General features: G+C 58.4%; 7 protein-coding genes. 4 read left to right on the forward strand and 3 right to left on the reverse strand.

The annotated features are described in order from the left end of the window. Positions 1-6: 6 nt before the first annotated feature. From M495_RS20770 to M495_RS20780, 3 genes are read right to left on the reverse strand one after another with little or no spacing between them, the layout of a single operon-like run. Positions 7-9,510 (reverse strand): hemagglutinin repeat-containing protein, encoded by a 9,504-nt coding sequence (locus M495_RS20770; protein ID WP_020828638.1) that lies wholly within the window; start codon positions 9,508-9,510, stop codon positions 7-9. Between the two features lie 10 nt (positions 9,511-9,520). Beyond that, complete coding sequence (locus M495_RS20775) at positions 9,521-10,051, reverse strand: toxin-activating lysine-acyltransferase (protein WP_020828639.1); 531 nt, start codon at positions 10,049-10,051, stop codon at positions 9,521-9,523. Positions 10,052-10,061: 10 nt separating this feature from the next. Next, a complete protein-coding gene (locus M495_RS20780; RefSeq protein ID WP_020828640.1) occupies positions 10,062-11,777 on the reverse strand; it encodes a ShlB/FhaC/HecB family hemolysin secretion/activation protein in 1,716 nt (571 codons plus the stop codon). Positions 11,778-12,357: 580 nt separating this feature from the next. Here M495_RS20780 and M495_RS20785 point away from each other — a divergent pair. The 4 genes from M495_RS20785 (at position 12,358) to M495_RS20800 (ending at position 17,771) form a co-directional block, all read left to right on the forward strand. Further along, positions 12,358-13,287: an aminoimidazole riboside kinase gene (locus M495_RS20785; RefSeq protein ID WP_020828641.1), complete on the forward strand. Its 930-nt coding sequence runs from the start codon at positions 12,358-12,360 to the stop codon at positions 13,285-13,287. A gap of 229 nt (positions 13,288-13,516) precedes the next feature. Continuing rightward, on the forward strand, positions 13,517-14,926 hold the full coding sequence (locus M495_RS20790) for a carbohydrate porin (RefSeq protein ID WP_020828642.1): 1,410 nt from the start codon (positions 13,517-13,519) through the stop codon (positions 14,924-14,926). A 65-nt stretch (positions 14,927-14,991) separates the two neighbouring features. Further along, entirely contained in the window at positions 14,992-16,362 is a 1,371-nt protein-coding gene (locus tag M495_RS20795) for a sucrose-specific PTS transporter subunit IIBC (protein ID WP_020828643.1), read from the forward strand. Continuing rightward, complete coding sequence (locus M495_RS20800) at positions 16,362-17,771, forward strand: sucrose-6-phosphate hydrolase (RefSeq protein WP_041415693.1); 1,410 nt, start codon at positions 16,362-16,364, stop codon at positions 17,769-17,771. The genes M495_RS20795 and M495_RS20800 overlap by 1 nt, the downstream gene beginning before the upstream one ends. Positions 17,772-17,785: the final 14 nt, after the last annotated feature.

Consider the following 17,785-nt stretch of genomic DNA (forward strand, 5'->3'; position numbering starts at 1 on the left):
TCTATCTCACTTTTTTTCAAAATCATAGTGATAGAACTCAGTCCCGGAGGAACCATTTATATCAACATTACCAACTCCAGTTTCTTTTGATATTCCGGTCCAGCCGATAGCTGGTCCTACACCCAAGCTTAACCCTACACCATCTTTGCCATACGAAATCCCCACACCGGCAATCCCAAAACCAAAGTCTAATGAGTTATTTCTTTCCATATCAAGCGTATTAGCAAAGTATGGCCCCAGCTGTATACCTATTTGGCCAGCTACTCGCCCGCCCAGAGCAAGTGTCTCCCCCTGATTAAGCGATATTTGCGTTGTGTCGACTGTCCCGTCTACATAAAGGCCATAGCCGGCACCAACCGCAGCCTCAACTTTACCGTAAGGTTTAACTTTATATGTAACACCAACTGAAGGACCAAGATGTGAGTCTTTGACTGCCTGATCAATAGCCTCTGGTCCGGCCCCTTTCTGTGCCATCCAAAATGCCAGCGATGCATCCTGCTGGACGGCTGGTGGTATAGGGAAGTTAAACTGGTCATTATTCTCAGAAGTATTCTTACCGGATTGTCCACCAACGACCGCACCCGCCGTATCGCCACTTGCCAAGCCGCCGGCCAAACCACCTGCGAGCGTAGCCAACGCGGAAACAGTCTGGCGCTGTTCTTCGCTCATTTTGCTGAAGTCACTGGTGCCGAACATCGCCTCGGCAATCGCTTTAGTGCCTAATGCAGCTGTCGCAGCGCCCGCAGCTCCCGCCGCGGCCGATTGGCCTTGCAGTTCAGCCAGTGCGCCAGCCACCACGGCATGTGCGATAATTCGGCTTTCCTCATTCGGTGCCAGGCGATGTATCTGTTCCGCCAGATACGGCGCAGCCCCACCGGCAATCGCGGCTTTTAGATCGCCACCGGCCAACCCTTGCACTGCGGCAACCGCCGCCTGCATACCCTGTTGAACCTTACCGCCCGTACCATAGCCCGACTCGCTGAACGCCTGGTTATACGCCGTCTGGTAAATCTGTTCGTTGATATCCTTATCGGTGATGACCTTGCCATTTTTTTCTTTCGCCAGCTTAGCCGCAGCGGCCTGGCGATCGGCATCGGTAACGTTATTCATTTTCTCGTTGGCGGCTTTGGTTGCGGCGATCGCCCCCTCGGTCCGCGCTATGTCCATCGCCTGATTGCCGATCTCGCCGATCAGCTGCGCCTGCTGTAGCCGTTTTTGCTCTTTCTCTTTGTCGAAGATCGGGCTTAACGTCTGGTTCGCGTGCTCCACGTCGCGGCTCAGGTCGTTGACGTCCTGCGTTTGTTTGTCCTGATCGCGGATGATGATGGTGCCGTCGCTCACCGCAGCAAAGGTGGTTGAGCTGTCGTGTCCGCTGTTGTTGGCCCCCACCAGCAGGCCGTTGGCCATGTTGCCGGCGAACTGGCTGCCAATGCTGCCGCCGGAGCTGATGCCTACGCTCTGGTGCTCCACGTCGAAATCGGCCTGATTGTGGATGTCCTTAAAGCCCAGCGTGCCGGTATCGAGCTTGTTTTTGTCGGCGGTGGCGGTGCTGCCGATCACCGCGCCGTTAAGCTGGGTATGTTCGCCCACCGTCAGGTCAAAGCCGCCCTTGCCGGCGAAGATGCCCGTCTGCTCCTGCACGCTGTCGTAATTGCTGTGCATCTTGTCTTTGCTCAGGCTGATGCTGCCCGAACCGGTCATCGAACCGAAGGTGAAGCTGCCGCCAGCGCTGGCATTCTGCTGTTTGGAATCGTAACGATCGCTGTCCTGCTGGCTTTCCAGCAGCAGATTGCGGCCCACGTCGGCCTTGACCGATTCGCCGGTGACCTGTGCGCCGATCAGGTTGGTATCGCGTCCGCTGGTAATGTTGACCTGATTACCGGCGTTAACCGTGGTTTCGGTGTGGCTGGTGCCGTTGCCCTTCTCGTTACCCTTGCCCTTATTGACGCTGGCGGAAACGCTCAGCCCAATACCGCCGGAACCGACACCGATACCCACGCCCAGCGTGCCGCCCTGGCTCTCGTTTTTACCGTCCAGATACTGGGTGTTTTTGGCGGAAAGCAGGTTCACGTCGCGGTTGGCATTCAGGGTGACGTCCTTGCCCGCCTGCAACTGGCTGCCCTGCACCAGGATGTCGCCGTCCTGGCCCTTCACGCCGTTGCCGCTGGCGGTAATGCTCAGGTTATTGCCCGCCGTCAGGCTGCTGCCCTGCGCGGTGCTCTGCCCGCTGTTTTGAGTAGAGGTGGAAGACTGGGTACCGTAGGAAATGCTGATCCCCACCATGTTGTTATTGGCCGGATCGGCGCCCTGCGCCTGCGCCAAACGCGCCGCCTGCACCGCCTGTACGCCGCTCAGCGCCGCCTTGGTACCCTGCAATGCCGCCAGGCGACTGTCGTCGGTGGATTTCGCCTGCTGCGAGGTTTCTACCGCAGTGTTCAGCGCACTGCCGACCGTGCCGGACAGTGCCAGTGTCAGACCGGATTTCTTCTGTTCAACCTTGTGAGTCTGGCTGTTCTGATCCTGCGCCTGCGTGACCGACACATTCTTGCCGCTCAGCGCCATGTCCTTGCCGGCCACCAGCTCGGACCCGGTCACCGCCAGGTTATTACCGGCCCCCAGGGTGACGTTGCCGTTTACGCTGCCGACGGTGCTGCCCTGATTGGTCAGCCCCTGCGCGGTATCCGTGGTTTTCAGGCTTTCGGTGCCGTAGCTGATGCCGATACCCCCGCTGCTCATCAGGCCGGATTTTTTCTCCTGCTTGAGGTGCAGTTCGCTGTTGCTTTCGGTCGCGCCGGTGATGCTCAGATCGTTCCCTGCCAGCAGTTTCACGTCCTGAGTCCCGGCCACGCTGCTGCCCTGAACGCGTAAATCATTGCCCGCCAACACATTAATGCTGTCGCCGCTCAGGGTAGTGCCCTGTACGGTCTGGCGATCCAGAGTGTCGCGGGTGGTGGTCGTGGTTTTCGACATCAGGCCGTTACCGCCGGTCACCTTGTGTCGCTCGTCCAGATCGAGAGTGTTCTCGCCGCTGAGAATATTGATGTCATGGCCGGCATTGAGGTTCAGCGCATCGCCGGCCGAAACCGTTGCCGCATGGGCAGTAATATCGTTCCCGGCATTGAGGGTCACGGCCCCTTTGCCCACCACTTCGCTGCCGACCTGCTGGCTGTTGCCCTGTTTCAGGCTGTTGTCGCCATTCCAGATCAGGTTGTCGCGGCTGGCCGTGGTCACCGTATTCAGGGTGAGATCGCGCCCGGCACTCAGCAGGGTTTGGCCATTCTCACCGCTGTTAACCACCTGCGCCGCATCCAACTTGATGTCGCGACCGGCCTGCAGCATCAGCTTGCCGTCGGCTCCCTGCACGTACATGCCTGCCACGCTGTCGATGTTGGTGCGTTCGAAGCTGTTGGCACCGTTAACGCTCTGCGCCGTACGGGTAGTGCTGATGGCGTTGATATCACGCCCGGCGCTGGCCAGCAGCGAGTTGTTGCCCTGGATCACCCCGCCGATATTGTTAATGTCGGTACGGGCAGTCAGGCCAACGTCGGCCCCCTGAATCTGGCCCGCCACGTTGGTGATGTTGGCGGCGCTCAGTTTCACCACTTCACGCCCGGCGATATGGCCGCTGTTGAACAGGCCTTCGCCCAGATTGAGATTGACGTTACGCCCGGCAATCAGCGCACCGGAGCCATCCAGATCGCCCGGTTGCATGCGGGCATACACTTGCGGTACCAGGACGTTTTGCTGGCTGCCGTCCGGCAAGGTGACTTTGGCGTTCACCAGCCAAACGATATCTTGGGTCAACAACCCCATCTGCTCAGCCGTCAGCGCCACGCCCACCTTCAGGTTATATTGCTGGCTGAAGGCCAGCCCCTGATCCATCAGCGCCTTAAACTGCTCTTCGTCGTTGTTGAAACCGTCCAGATAGCGCTGGCCGGTCAGGTTGATCACCTGTTCGCGGATCAGCCGCTGCTCGTAGTAACCGTCACCCAGGCGCTTCAACACGTTATCCGGATTATTGGTCACTTTACCCATCATGTAATCCGAACCCAGCCAGGCTTTCTGGTTGGTGAAGCGCGGATCGGTCTCCACCAGATACTGGCCGCCCGGCGCCGGATTGGTCTTGAACAGGCTGTTGTCCGGCAAACGGGTGTCTGGCCCGACAATGCGCACCACGCTGTCCGCCACGTCGCCCTGCTGGTTATTGACCTTGTTGGCGACTTCGAACTGCTGACCCGGCTGCAACGCTACGGCCTGGATCACCGGCAGAGCGCCGCTGCCAATAGTCTGCAGGCCGGCGGAAATATCACTGCCGCTGACCACCGCATTGACCCCACCGGCAGCGCCGATAGTGGTATTGGTGCCCTGCTGCGTCAGCGGGGCAATGGCGATTGGGTTACCTGCCACCTGCCCGTGGTCAATCAGCTGGCTCGGCTTCAGCGAAATGGTCTGAATGGTGGTCGGTGGCGTATAGGCCGTGGCATTGTGCCCCTGCTTATCTTTACCCTTCTTCTTGATGCGGTAGTAACTGGTCACTTCGCCGACGTCGGTGGTCAGGCGCTGGCCCGGCACCGCCACGTTATCCACGCTGCCGGCATTAATCGCCAGCGTGCCGCCCGCGATCACCTGGCTCTTGTCGTTCAGCAGATGGCCGGCGTTGATCGCCATATCGCCACCCGCGATGATTTTGGCCGGATCGCTTTCCTTGATCTGGGTTTCCTGCACCGTGCGGTTGTAGTCGTATTGCGTAAATCTGTCGTTGTTATGCCCAGTTTTCCCTGGGGTATTCAGGTTCAACAGCGAGTCTGATGAATTGCGGTCAACGAAAACGCCCGGTTCTCCGGCCATCCAGCGTACCGGGTCACCCGATTGCTGATACTCGGTAATTTTTCCGTTGGAAACGGTGACCAGTTCGGTAGTAAAGCGGTCGTTGACGTTGTTGATCTGTCCGGCCGAAATAGCCATGTTGCCCGCAGATTCAAGGGTCGAACTGTGATTGTTGAGGGTACCGGCCTGGCCAGTGGCCAGGTGGTTGGCGTCAAGCTGGCCGCCAATCGCCATGTCCCCGCCGCTGTAGATCAACCCATGATCGTAGTTATTCAGCGTTTGGGTGCCGATATCCACCCGTTCGCGCCCGGCCAGCGTGGCAGCGGTGCCGTTTTCCGCCAGGTTGTTAAAGGTGACGGTTTGCACGCCAATAGCATCGCCATAAATACGGCCGGTGCCAATGTTGGTCAGCGTATTGGCCTGGATCAACGTATGTTTGCCGTCAATCAGACCATAGTTGGTCAAGGTACCGTTGACCGTCAGCCAATCCTGCCCGGCGTTTATCTCCCCGCTGGCGGCATTGAACAGATTATTGGCGCGCAGATCGAGCTTGGCACCCGCCAGCAGTTTGCCGCTGTTGGTCACATCGCCCGGCGTGGTGAAATTGAAATTGCCGTTGGCAATCATCTCACCGCTGTTATTGATGCCCTGTGCGCTGACCAGGTTCATATCGCCCAGCGACAGCAATTGCCCGTCGCCGCCGACCGCTGCTGCGTTGATGTCCAGCAGCTTGCCCGCTTTAACGATACCGCCGGTGTTCAGCAGGTTAAGCGCCGCGCCCTGCAACCGCAGGTTTTCGCTGGCGGCCAGTTGGCCAGCGCTGTTATCCAACTGACCGCCGTTGGTGATAGTCAGCTGTTGGTTAGCCAGAATGCTGCCGCCACGGTTGCTCAACGAGCCGGTGTTCAACGCCACGGCTTGGCCTTCCAGCCCTTTATTTTCCGCCTTGGTGTCGTCGTTGATGAACTGCAGGGCATTGAGCGTCACGGTGGCGCCGCTGCGGATCAGCCCCAGGGCGTTGTCGATAACCCCCTGAGCGCTGTCCAGCAACAGGTTACCGACCGCCTGAATTTGTCCATTGCGGTTATCCAGACCGGCACTGGCGAGTTGAACCGCCTGTTCGCCAATAATCCGCCCGCCGTTACTGTTGTCCAATTTCAGCGCCGCCAGGGCAAAGCCACCTTTGGCCCCCAGCGTTCCGCCCTGATTATTGACGTCGCCACTGCTGAGCTGCAGTTTACCCAGGCTGTGCAGGGTACCGTTCTGGTTATCCAGCCGCTGGCCGTGGGTATCAACATGCATATCCGCACCCGACTGCACCAATCCACCCTGATTATTCAAGCCGCCTGCGCCGGTGGTATTCAGCACCAATGCCTGCTGTGCCACCAGTTTGCCGCCACCGTTCAGCAGCGCTTCGGCATCGAGCTGCAAGCCCTTGCCGGCAATCACCACGCCCTGGCCGTTATCGAATACGCCGGTAGTGAGGTTCATCGCCCCCTGGCTGGTGATGCCGCCCTTGTCGCCGCTGTTGGCGTTGGTCAGCCGCTCAACGGTCAGATCTAACCCCTCACCACTCTGGATCAGGCCACCGTCGTTGTTATTGAGGCTATTGCCGTGCAGCTCCAGCGCCGTCTGTGCCGCCAACTGGCCGCCCTGATTCTCCAGCAGGCCGAAGTTAATCTTCGCCACATCGGCGCTGACCAGCGTGCCCTGATTGTTCACCAAATGCGCGCTGTCCAGCTGCAGTTTTTTGCCTGCGCCAATCACCCCAAGATTGCTGTTATCCAGCAATTCTTTGGCATCCAGCGTCATATCCTGACCGGACTTGATCGCCCCGCCCTGGTTATTGATCACCCTGGCGGTGGCCGACAGCTGCTTCTCTGAAGCCAGCGTGCCGCGGCGATTATCCAGTTGCTCGCCATGCAGCTGCAGGTCACCCGAACTGGCGATAAAACCGGCTTGGTTATCGACGGCACCGCTGGCGATCGTCAGTTTGCCCAGGCTGCTGATACCGCCATTCTTGCCGCTGTCGCGATTGCTCAACGCCTGACCATGGGTATCGATGCGCGCATCGCCGCCCGCCTGCAACAGTCCTCCGTCGTTGGTCAGTGCCAGGCTGTCGATATTCAGCTTCTGCTTGCCGACCAGAGTGCCCTGGCTGTTATCAAGCTGGGCGGTGAACAGATCGGTCGTCCCGGCACCCACCAGCATGCCCTGGCTGTTGTCCAGCGCGCCGCTGTGGATCGTCAACGTCCCCTGGCTGAGGATGCCGCCGGTTTCACCGCTCAGGCGGTTGCTCAACGCCGCGCCCTGGGTGTCGATATTCAAATTGCCGGCGGCTTGCAGCAGGCCAGCGTCATTGTTCAGCACACCGCTGCTCAGGCCCAGATCTCCGCTGGCGGCGATAACGCCCTGTTGGTTGTTCAGCGCCCCTTTGCCCAGCGCCAGCGAAAGCGCGCCGCCCACGACCTGCCCGGCCTGATTCTCCAGCCCGGTACCGGTCAGTTGCAGAGCCTGTTTGGCTTCAATACGGCCGCCGCGGTTATCCAGCGCCTGTCGCGCCGTGACCTCAGCATTGCCCGTCGCGGCGGAAACCAACCCCTTGCGGTTATCCAGCTTGTCCGCCCGCAGCTGAGTATGGCCGCTGGCCGCCAGTTGTCCCTGTCGGTTATCGATAGCGCCGCTGACCTGTGCCTTCAGGCTGCCGTCCTGCGCAGCAATCACTTTGCCGCTTTGGTTGTTCAACCGCGCGGCGTTAAGCGCGACGTTACCGTTTGCCGCCAGTTGGCCGCCCTGGTTATCAATCCCCTCGCGGGTTGTGAGGCGCATCTCACCCTTGCCGCTCTGCACCAGTTGGCCGCTGCGGTTAGACAGGCTACCGGCATTCAACGCGATCTGCTGCGCTGAAGTGGTGCCGCCGTCTAATACGTAGTCGCCGCCCTGCATGCTGAGCTGGCCGTTGGACAGCAGCTTGCCACCATCGCCCTGCAAGCGACCTGTATTCACCGCCAGCGCACCTTTACCGGCATGGACGATTTGCCCGCCCTGGTTGTCGATCAGACCCGCTTCCAACGTCAAGTCATTGCCGTTGCTGGCAATACGGCCACCGGCGTTATCCAGTTTGCCCTGTGGGTTCAACCGGAGGTTGTCTTCGCCAAGCTGGGTGATCTCCCCCTTGCGGTTGGATAAGTCATGCGCATTAAGCGCCAGTTTATTCGCCGCCAGCTTGCCACCGTCATTATTGAACCGCTTGCCGCTGCTGGCGGTGAGCTGTTGCGTGGCTTCGACCTGTGCATTGGCCGTGGACAAATCGCCGGCCCCGGCTTCCAGCGTGACCTGGGTAGCCGCGGTACGGCTGCCGCTGATGTCCACGCCCTGCCCATTGGCACGCAGGTTGCCTGCCGCCAGATTTTGGCCCTGCGCAGTCAGTTTTCCGCTGGTGGTTAGCGCCAGTTCGCCGCTGCCGCCAAGCCGACCATCCTGTTGCACACCGGCCGCCAGCGTACTGCCTTTGCCGCTGTTCAGGCTGGCTGCCTGGATACGCACATTATTGCGGGCCGCAATTGAACCGCTGTTTTGTACCTCACCGTCGCTGCTGACATCGGCATGGCCCGCCGCGAACAGCGAACCGCTGTTGCTGACGCCGCCCTTCGAGGCCAGTTGCGTATCAGCGCCGCTGCTAATTTTACCGCTGTTTTCAATACGGCCATCGGCAGTGACTATCACGCTGCCGGCCTGCGCACCGATGTTACCGGCGTTACGTACCCCAACGCCGGTTTCGGTGCCAATCATGCGGATCTTACCGGCGTACATACCGCCCAGCTTAGCCACGTCCACCGCAAGTTGTGGACGGGTGGCCGGCTCGTCGCTTTGTTTGTCGATCTGTTGATGCGCGGCATCCACCTTGTTGCGCCCGGTGGTGACTTTGAGATCGTTCGCCCACAGTCCGGCATTGATCTTCGTCGAACGTGCAATGATCTCGGTGTAATCCTGGCGCGAACTGTCCATACCGGCGCCTTCAACCACCACTTCACCGCGTTCGACGTTAAAGCCGGTCAGGTTACCGTTGTTCATCTGCGCCTGCCCGGTGGTCAGGGTGGCGCGGTTGGCGTTGATAAAACCGCAACCGTTACAGGTAATGCCTGACGGGTTGGCGATCACCACCTGAGCACGCTGCCCGGCAACCTCGATATAACCGTTCAAACGGCTGGGATCGCGGGAGTTGACCTCGTTGAGGATCACCTTGGCTTCGCCTTTCGCTAGCCACGGGTTACCGTCGACCCAGCCGCCCTGCTGGGTTTGAGTCATTTTGTGGGAGTTGTTGAGGATCGCACCCTGTTTGTCGACGTCAAACTGGCTGTAGGTATTGCGAGAAACCCCACCGGCGCTTGGCGTCTGGATATTGACCTGTGGCGTACCGTTGGCGCTGTTGACGATGGTCGGCTGCTGGCCGCCCGGCGCATTGCCGTCAGCAATAATCGCCGCCTGCACCGGTTGGAAAGCCCCCAGCGCCATCAGCAGGCTAAAGCTGACGGCGTTCATCTTGCCTATGCACTGGCTCAGGGTATGCCCCAAACCAGACGAACGGGCTGACCCGGCACGGCCGGAGCGGGCGATATCCGCCACCACCATCAGCATGCCACGCGCTTTGTTGAAAACGATACGATACAGGTTCTTGTTCATGGCAATGTCCTTATTGGATTTCTGACGGCTCGACGGCTAACGGGTGGCTCGCCCACCATTGCTGCGCCTGTTGATGGCTAACCTGCGCGCCTTTAAAGTTCACCACGCGCTTTCCGCGCTGCTCTCCGCGGTGATACAGCGCCCGCATGCACAGGTGCGGGAAGATTTCCCGGGCGATCAGATTGCGCATTTCTCGCGTGTGCCCAAAGGGCGCTATCCAGTCGCAGAACCACAGACGATCGCCACTGTTCCAGTCACTTTCCAGCATATTCACCGCAGGTTGCGTCAAATACCGCGCCTCGGCCTCTTGATTCATCCAGGCCCAACTGAGGAAAAACACCGGCTGATTCTGGTGCGACGCCAGCACATATTGCTGTCGCTTGATGATCGGCAGCAGCAGGGTCGGCAGGGTGTGCAGCGGGGCGTCGCGGTGCATCGGTGAATGCATCCACAGCCATACCGCCGCACCAAAGGCTTCTGCCTCACTGTCTTCGCCGCCGAGGATCAACGGCGCCCTGATATCGTATTCGCCTATGCGCATGGTCGTGCCCTCAGTAGTTCCAGCTCAGGTTAAAGCCCAGGGTGACCGGGCTGGTGCTGAACCCCTCGGGTTTGGAGAACGGCACGCCGGCGAACAGATCGTAACCGACCTTGAAGGCGTAGCCGCGCAGCCCCACCACGCCACCGGCCAGGTGCTGCCCAACCAGATAGTCGGAACCGTAACCGCCCACTTCGCCGTAGTCGGCGCCGAGGTACAACTCTTGCCCCTGCAACGGTGTGCGCCAGGCCAGATCGTTACGGACGAACCAGCCGTGATTGGCGTTCAGGGTGCGTTCGCCATCAAAGCCGCGCACCGTCCAACGGTTGCCGATAGCGAACTGATCCTGCGGCGTCAGCGGCGTATCGCTGATCTGACGCTGGTATTGCACGTTGTAGCGGAAATTCTGGCTGAACAGACTGAATGGCACGTCGAGCTGGGCGTTAAGCTGCACAATTTTGCTGAGCGCCGTGGCCTCGCCAAAGGCCTCTTCCGGCGCAGGCAATGCGCCGAACCAACGGGTACCGCGCTGATAACTGACACCCGCGTCCAGCGTAGCTTGTTGAATGTAGTGGCGGTGCTGCAGCCCCAGGCGCCAGCCCGAGGTGCGTCGGCGCTGCACTTCCACTTCGGTATCGTTGATGTAGTTACTGGACTCGCGCGCCAGCACGTCATAGGTCAGCGTAGTTTTCTGGCTGCCGTTGCGGTGCAGCACCCGGCTGAGTTGGAAATCCAGATTCTTGCTTTTGCCGCTGTAGCGGTAATCCTGATTCTGACCGGCAATGGTCTGGTGGTAGTCATAGCTGTTGGCGGTAACCCCGGCCATCCAGTAACCGAACGGTACCGAATAGTGCCCGGTGATGTTCTTCGATCCCTTGCCGCCCTGGTTTTGCAGATCGGTAGAGCCGGAGATATAGAACAGATCGCTGAGCGAAAACGGGTTATCCAGCGACAGCGTTAAACCACCCTGATAGCGCCCGGTACTCTTGGTGCCGGAATCATCCAGCGAGGCACCAATACGCCACATGCGTTCCTGCTTCCAGCTCAGGGCGATGTCACTTTCGCCGGGCTGTTCGCCGGGGATGATTTCCATATTGGCCTGCACCGTCGGCAGGCGCTGCAGGTTCTCCAGCCCCTGTTCGATATCGCGCAGGTCCAGCAGGTTGCCCGCATGGGCCGGGAAGCTGCTGTAAGGCTGAATGTAATGGCCGCTGTCAGGCGTCAGTTTCACCTGCCGCACGTAACCCGGCACCACCACCAGCCGCAGCTTGCCGCTTTTCAGATCCTGCGTCGGCGCCAGCACGCGCGTAGTGATGTAGCCGTGATCCACCAGCCGGTTTTGCAGGGTACTCATCAACAGGTTAATGCCCTGCCCGCCCAGGCAGCGCCCCTGCGCCTGATTAGCGATGCGCTGTAACGGCAGCCAATGAGGGAGTTTGTCCTGGCCACTCAATTCGACCTGATCGATAGGGAAGCAGGGTTTTTCCTGCGGGAAAGCAATACGTCCAAAACTGGATGAAGGTGGCGACAAGCGCACATCCGGCGTCGGAGGGGTCAGCTGTTGCTCCAGCGCCTTTTGCCGCTGCTGCTGTATGATCAGCTGTTCGCTGTTTGATGTTGCCGCCAGCAACGGTTGGCTGAATATAAATAGCGGCAAGACAACGGAGCCAAATGGAATACAGCCCTTGCGCACAGCAAGGCCGAGCGAAGAGTAAGCGGAGTGGCGCATTACTTTTTCCCTGTCGAAAGACAAATAAAAGATAAGAATTGTAAATAAACGCAAACATTATGCGCACGAATAGCTCACGATCAACTTAATTTTGCTCGGTAATGGGCGCTGGGTAACAAAATGCTTAATAAGAAGGATCTGCAATGCTAATGCCGGCGCTGTTAAGCCAAGCCAAAAATAACAACTAACAAATTGTTTTTAATCACTATATTTATAAATCCATTTTAATCGACATTCATATTCATGAATAATTGCATCTAAACAATGCAATTATTCATCACCGAGTCATTAACGCTAAACAGGTTACAACCTTTAAGAAATTTCCTATTTCAAATACGATTAACCACTTTATTAGCTCCCACCAGAAATCAAATTCGCGATTAATTGCCATGCTGTTTTTTAATTATATTTGTCAATGCGTTACTTATTCACAATCGATATAACTTATTCCGCCATCAAGTCATAGCCACCTCGCAGTCTGCTGCCTTTCGCCTGGTGCGACAGATTCTTTCGTTGCAATGCTAAATCGGTTCTTCTATTTTAGCTCGCCATCTGACACGGGTGAAAACAGAGGTTGAACATGGTTAATCGCGTATGGGTTCTGGGTGATGCAGTCGTCGACCTGGTGCCTGAAAACTCAAACAGTTACCTTAAGTGTCCCGGTGGTGCGCCTGCCAATGTGGCGGTTGGCATTGCCCGCCTGGGCGGCGACAGCGCCTTTATCGGCCGGGTTGGCCAAGACAGTTTCGGCACCTTCTTGCAACAGGTACTGAGCGAAGAACAGGTGGATATTGGCCATATGTTCCAGGACCCCGATCACCACACCTCCACCGTGGTGGTGGACCTTGATTTGTCGGGCGAGCGCTCCTTCACTTTCATGGTCAATCCCAGTGCCGACCTGTTCCTGCAGCCTGAAGATCTGCCTGAATTCAACGCCGATGAATGGCTGCACGTCTGCTCTATTGCCCTGTCGCAGGAGCCCAGCCGCAGCACCACGTTTGCCGCCATGGAGAACATCAAGGCGGCCGGCGGCTGGGTCAGCTTTGACCCGAACATTCGTGAAGAGGTCTGGCGTCAACCGGATGCGCTGCGCACCTGTTTGCAAAAGGCCCTGCTGCTGGCAGACGTGGTGAAAATCTCGCTGGAAGAGCTGAGTTTTATCAGCAATATCGGTGAGTTGGAGAGTGCCATTGACTGGATGATGCAACGCTACCCGCTGCGTTTATTGCTGGTGACGCTGGGCGGCAACGGCGTATGCGTACACGACGGCAAGCAGATCCGGCATTTCCGAGCCCCCTCCATCACCCCTGTCGACACCACCGGTGCAGGCGACGCTTTTGTTGCCGGCCTGCTGGCGGCGCTGGCGCAGATCGGCGCTTTGCCGCAGGAGGAACAATGGCCGGCGGTGATCGCTCAGGCTCAGGCCTGCGGCGCATTGGCGACTACCGCCAAAGGTGCGATGACCGCGCTGCCGCATGCCGACGAGCTCCGGGCCTTCCTTCGCCGCTGAGCCGCCCACAGTAAACCCGGCCCCGACAGACCCGAGATTAAGCAAACAATATCGGGGCCACATTCGCCCTTGCCAGTTCAGGCACAATTTGCGGAGTCGATCACAATAGCTGAATCGGGTTAGCAAACTTGATTGCCAGCCGCACAGCAACTCACTATCTTTCATCCTGAAAAACCGGTTTAGCAATTTAGCAAAAAATAATAACAACCTTCCCGGATGATAGAAAATCATGAAAAAACTTAGCTATCTGGCCATCACTACAGGGCTTCTCATCTCTACCTCTGCCGCAGCGGCAGGCGCCAACGACAGCATCGAAGCGCGTCTCAATGCGTTGGAACAGCGGTTGCAGCAGGCCGAACAACGGGCGAGCCAGGCAGAAACGCGCGCCACGGCGGCGGAGCGCAAGGCTCAGCAGTTGGAGCAGCGTACCGCCAACACCGAGCGGCAAACCGTACAAGTGGCGCAGCGTACCGCGACGCTGGAAACCCACGCAGCACCGGCCAGCAACCTGAAGCTCACCGGCTTAACCGATCTCAAGCTGTACGGCGACGTCGAATTCAACCTGGACGGCGCCAGCCGCAGCGGCCAGTTGACGTCGCTGAAAGGCAGCGACAACAAGGACTGGAAGCCCGGTAACAAAGAAAAGTGGGATATCAACGGTCGCATACTGGTCGGCGTGGACGGTTATCGCCGCAACCCGGATGGCAACTTTTCTGGTTTCAGCGTGCAACCGCTGGCAGACATGACCGGCAAAATGAACCTCGACGATGCCGCCTTCTTCTTCGGTAACGAAAAGAACTGGCAAACCAAGATTGGTCGCTTTGAAGCCTATGACATGTTCCCGCTCAATCAGGACACTTTCATCCAGTATTCCGGCAATACCGCCAACGATTTGTATGCTGATGGCTTCGGTTATATCTACATGATGAAAGAAGGCCGCGGTCGTAGCAGCAGCGGCGGTAACCTGATGCTGAGCAAGTACGCCGGCGACTTCTACTTCGAGCTGAATACGCTGGTCGAAGACGGTACTTCGCTGTTTCAGGACGACGCTTATCACGGCAACAGCCTGGATAATAAAAAGAATGTCGCCTACCTGCGGCCGGTGATCGCCTGGAAAAAAGATCGGCTCAGCGCGGCGGTGGCGATGGAAAGCAACGTGGTCAACAACGCCTATGGCTACCATGACAGTCAGGGACAATTCGTCGACCAATCCAAGCGCAACGGCTATGGCATGACCCTCAGTTGGAACAACACTGCCACTCATCCGGACAACGGCGTGGTCGCCAACCTGAGCACTGCCTATCTTGACGCCTCCGGCGAGCAGGACTTTACCGCCGGGGTCAACGTGCTGTGGCGCCGCTTTGAAGTGGGTTATATCTATGCTCACAACAATATCAAAGAGTTCAACACTGCCGGAATGACGGCCGATATCAGCAACCCGCTCAGCGAACCGGGCAAGTATGACATCCACACAATCCATACTTCGTATCAGATACCTAACATCATGAATATGAAGAATTTCAATTTGTATCTCGGCGCCTACGTTTCGATGCTGGAGGCCAATGCCGAGAACAAGATAGCCAACGCCAATAACGATCAGCGCTATGGCGTACGTGCCAGATTCAAGTACTTCTTCTGACGCGGATGAACTGATTTCCGCCGCGAAAAACCGCGGCGGCATTTTTATTTATGAAGGGAGTGAACATGGACATAACCGCAACCGCCAACGCGCTATTGCCGCTGCTCGGCGGTAAAGAAAATATCGCCAGTGCCGCCCACTGCGCCACGCGCCTGCGTCTGGTGCTGGTGGATGACAGCAAGGTAGACAAAGTGGCGATCGGCAAGCTGGACGGGGTAAAAGGCTGCTTTAGCAACGCCGGGCAGATCCAGGTGATTTTCGGTACCGGGCTGGTCAACAAGGTGCACGCGGAATTTATCAAAGCGGCCGGCGTCAGCGAATCCAGTAAATCGGAAGCCGCCGACATAGCCGCTAAAAAACTTAATCCGCTGCAACGCATCGCCCGCCTGCTGTCGAATATCTTCGTGCCGATCATTCCGGCCATCGTCGCCTCCGGCCTGCTGATGGGCCTGCTCGGCATGGTGAAAACCTACGGCTGGGCCGATGCCAACAGCGCCCTGTTCGTGATGCTGGACATGTTCAGTTCGGCGGCGTTCATCATTTTACCGATCCTGATCGGTTTCACCGCGGCGCGCGAGTTCGGCGGTAACCCCTATCTGGGTGCCACGCTCGGCGGCATTCTGACGCATCCGGCGCTGACCAACGCCTGGGGCGTGGCCGGTGGTTTCCATACCATGGATTTCTTCGGGCTGGAGATCGCCATGATCGGCTATCAGGGCACGGTATTCCCGGTGCTGCTGACGGTGTGGTTTATGAGCGTACTGGAAAAACAGCTGCGTAAGGTGATCCCCAACGCGCTGGATTTGATCCTGACGCCGTTCCTGACGGTGGTGATCTCCGGTTTCGTCGCCATGCTGTTTATCGGCCCCGCCGGGCGCGCACTGGGTGACGGCATCTCCTTTGTCCTCAGCACGTTGATTACCCACGCCGGTTGGTTTGCCGGCTTGCTGTTCGGCGGCCTCTATTCCGCTATCGTGATCACCGGCATTCACCACAGCTTCCACGCCGTCGAAGCCGGACTGCTCGGTAACCCGAATATCGGCGTTAACTTCCTGCTGCCGATCTGGTCAATGGCCAACATCGCCCAGGGTGGTGCCTGTCTGGCGGTGTATTTCAAAACCCGTGACGCAAAAATCAAAGCCATTGCGGTACCTTCGGCCTTTTCCGCCATGCTTGGCATTACCGAAGCGGCGCTTTTCGGCATCAACCTGCGCTTTGTGAAACCGTTTTTGGCGGCTCTGGCGGGCGGTGCGCTCGGTGGAGCCTGGGTGGTGGCCAATCATGTCGGCATGAACGCCGTCGGGCTCACGGCCATTCCGGGAATGGCAATCGTGCAGGCCAGTTCGCTGGTGAGTTATATCATTGGTCTGGTGATCGCCTTTGGCAGCGCCTTTACCCTCTCGTTGTTGCTGAAATACAAAACGGACAGTGAATGATGGAAGAACTAAACCTGATGAAACAGGCCGTCCAGGCGATGATGAGCGGCATGCCCAAGGCGCTGCGCGATCCGCACCGACCGGCGTGGCACCTGGCCCCCAGCGTCGGGCTGCTCAACGATCCCAACGGCTTTATTCAGCATAACGGGGTTTACCACCTGTTCTATCAGTGGAACCCGCTGGGCTGCGATCACCGCAACAAATGCTGGGGTCACTGGCAGTCGACGGATCTGGTCCACTGGCAGCACCAACCGGTGGCGCTGGTGCCGGGAGCCTGCTACGACAGCCATGGCTGTTATTCCGGCTCGGCGGTAGTGGCAGACGGCAAAATCATGCTGGCCTACACCGGCAACGTAAAATATCCCGACGGCTCGCGCACCGCCTATCAATGCCTGGCGCAGGAAAATGCTCACGGCGGTTATGACAAGCTCGGGCCTGTATTGCCGCTGCCGTCGGGTTATAGCGGCCACGTGCGCGATCCGAAGGTCTGGCGCCATCAGGACAACTGGTACATGGTGCTCGGCGCCCGTGACCTGCAGGATCGCGGTAAGGTTTTACTGCTGCGTTCCGCCGAGCTGCGCAACTGGCAGTTGCTGGGTGAAATCGCCGGCTCACAGCTGAACGGCATCGGTGACTTCGGCTATATGTGGGAATGCCCGGATCTGTTTACGCTGGACGGTGCCGAGGTGCTTATCTGCTGTCCGCAAGGTCTGGCGGCGGAGGCCGAACGCTATCTCAATGTTTACCAGGCGGGGTATTTCACCGGCAGGCTGGACTATCGACAGGCCACTTTCGACCATCAGGATTTCCACGAACTGGATGCCGGGTTTGAATTCTACGCGCCGCAGACCACCCTGACCGAAGACGGTCGCCGGCTACTGGTTGGCTGGATGGGCGTGCCGGAGCAAGACGAGGATTGCCACCCGACCCTGCAGTATGGCTGGATCCATATTCTGACCTGCCCACGGGAGCTGTCGTTGCATAACGGCAGACTCTGCCAACGTCCGGCACGTGAACTGCAACAGCTGAGGGGCGAAAACCGCCAATGGCAGGGCACCGCCGACGACGCGCCCTGCTGGCCTGCCGACAGCGCGGAACTGCTGCTGGCGCCAAACGGCGCGTTCAACGCCGACTTTGGCGGGGCGATGACACTGAATTGGGATGGCACCGTGCTGCGGCTGACGCGCAACAACCTGCGCAGCGGGCAGCCGGAACACCGTTACTGGCGCGGTGAGCTGACTCATCTGCAGATATTGTTCGACCGTTCGAGCGTGGAGATTTTTATCAATCACGGCGAAGCGACCATGAGTTCGCGCTACTTCCCCGGCCCACAACCCTTGCTGTACCTGAGCGGTAAAGCGCAGCTGGCGCTCGAGCACTGGTCGCTGACGCCATGCATGCTAGAATGACGCATCCTTCGATG

Source organism: Serratia liquefaciens ATCC 27592 (assembly GCF_000422085.1).
Classification (GTDB): domain Bacteria; phylum Pseudomonadota; class Gammaproteobacteria; order Enterobacterales; family Enterobacteriaceae; genus Serratia; species Serratia liquefaciens.

Bases quoted from the DNA above. Each gene is read 5' to 3' on its own strand.
- M495_RS20785 (WP_020828641.1), top strand. From the start codon at position 12,358: ATGGTTAATCGCGTATGGGTTCTGGGTGATGCAGTCGTCGACCTGGTG.
- M495_RS20770 (WP_020828638.1), bottom strand. From the start codon at position 9,510: ATGAACAAGAACCTGTATCGTATCGTTTTCAACAAAGCGCGTGGCATG.
- M495_RS20800 (WP_041415693.1), top strand. From the start codon at position 16,362: ATGGAAGAACTAAACCTGATGAAACAGGCCGTCCAGGCGATGATGAGC.
- M495_RS20775 (WP_020828639.1), bottom strand. From the start codon at position 10,051: ATGCGCATAGGCGAATACGATATCAGGGCGCCGTTGATCCTCGGCGGC.
- M495_RS20795 (WP_020828643.1), top strand. From the start codon at position 14,992: ATGGACATAACCGCAACCGCCAACGCGCTATTGCCGCTGCTCGGCGGT.
- M495_RS20790 (WP_020828642.1), top strand. From the start codon at position 13,517: ATGAAAAAACTTAGCTATCTGGCCATCACTACAGGGCTTCTCATCTCT.
- M495_RS20780 (WP_020828640.1), bottom strand. From the start codon at position 11,777: ATGCGCCACTCCGCTTACTCTTCGCTCGGCCTTGCTGTGCGCAAGGGC.